This is a genomic window from Sphaerisporangium fuscum (assembly GCF_018531465.1).
Taxonomy (GTDB): Bacteria; Actinomycetota; Actinomycetes; order Streptosporangiales; family Streptosporangiaceae; genus Sphaerisporangium; species Sphaerisporangium fuscum.
Genome location: NZ_JAHDTF010000085.1, coordinates 1 through 1,415 on the forward strand (window position 1 = coordinate 1; position 1,415 = coordinate 1,415).

Here is a 1,415-nt window from a genome sequence, read left to right on the forward strand (position 1 = left end):
TGTCGTGGAGCCACTGTGACGGTGTGGGTAGTTTCATGCTGCGATGACCCCCCATGAGCTTTCGGTTGTGCGGCAGCGCCTTGAGGCGTTCGCCGCGGAGATGTTCGCGCCTTTGGCCCGGTCGGATCAGCGGGCCAAGGGGGTGACGTACCTGCGTGGGTTGTTGCTGAACGGGCAGCGTAAGTCGATGCAGCCGATGGCGGAGCGGCTCGGGGTGGATCACCAGGGGTTGCAGCAGTTCGTGACCACGTCGACGTGGGACACCTGGGCGGTGCGGGCCAGGCTGGCCCGCCGGGCCATAGAGGTCGTGGAGCCGGTGGCGTGGGTGATCGATGACACGGGTTTCCCCAAGGACGGCAAGGGCTCGCCGTGTGTGGCGCGGCAGTACTCCGGCACCCTCGGAAAGGTAGCGAACTGCCAGATCGGGGTGAGCGTCCATGCGGTCACCGACACCGCATCCAGTCCGCTGGATTGGCGGCTGTTCGTGCCGACGTCATGGGATGAGGAGGCGGCTGATGCCGCCACCCGCTCGGAAGTGGCCGCGCGACGGGACCGTTGCGGGATCCCCGGTGAGGAGCGGCATCGTCCGAAGTGGATGATGGCGGTGGAGATGCTCGATGCGCTGATCGAGCGCGGGCTGCGGCCGCCGCTGGTGGCAGCCGATGCCGGTTACGGCGACAGCGGTCAGTTCCGCGGCGCCCTGGACGAACGCCAGATCGGCTACATCGTGCAGGTCAAAGGCGACGCCCTCGCACATGCCCCGGACGTGGTCCCGGCACCGCGGGCCTGGTCCGGCCGAGGCCGGCCTCCAACCCGGACCGGCCTGCGCTACCCGGACACCGCCGTCAGCTTGGCCGAACATGTCCGGGCCGCCGGCCGTGACGCCGCGGTCACGCTCACCTGGCGCGAAGGCTCCAAGGGTGCCATGAGCTCGCAGTTCATCTTCCTGCGCGTGCGCCCGGCCGGACACCGCATCGCCCGCGACAGCGACGGCACCCTGCCTGAGCGGTGGCTGATCGCGCAGTGGCCTCATGACGAGAGCGAGCCGGTCAAGTACTGGCTGTCCAGCCTGCCTGCCGATACCGACCCGGCCGATCTGATCCGGTACGGCAAGATCCGCTGGCGGATCGAGCACGACTACCGGGAACTGAAGACCGGCCTTGGACTGGACCACTTCGAAGGCCGGTCCTGGACCGGCTGGCACCGCCACGTCACCCTCGTCACCGCCGCGCACCTGTTCATCACCATGCTGCGACTCGACCCAAAAGTGGCTGCGCCGGCCTGACCCTCTACAAGGTCATCCGCGAGTTACAACTGCTACTCGCGACCTGGACCGGCGCATGCCCCACCTGCCATCAAAGACTGAAACCGTCACGCCGCAACCGCCATCGACCGACCTAACAAAGCACTACTAG

1 protein-coding gene is annotated in these 1,415 nt (G+C 67.6%); it reads left to right on the plus strand.

All coding sequences use genetic code 11. From position 1 onward, the window contains the following. Window positions 1–43 precede the first annotated feature (43 nt). On the plus strand, window positions 44–1,285 hold the full coding sequence (locus KIK05_RS46410; RefSeq protein ID WP_214417336.1) for an IS701 family transposase: 1,242 nt from the start codon (window positions 44–46) through the stop codon (window positions 1,283–1,285). The last annotated feature ends 130 nt before the right edge of the window (window positions 1,286–1,415 follow it).

What these genes read in the sequence shown, in the direction of transcription:
- KIK05_RS46410 (WP_214417336.1), top strand. Translation starts at nt 44, where the DNA reads ATGACCCCCCATGAGCTTTCGGTTGTGCGGCAGCGCCTTGAGGCGTTC.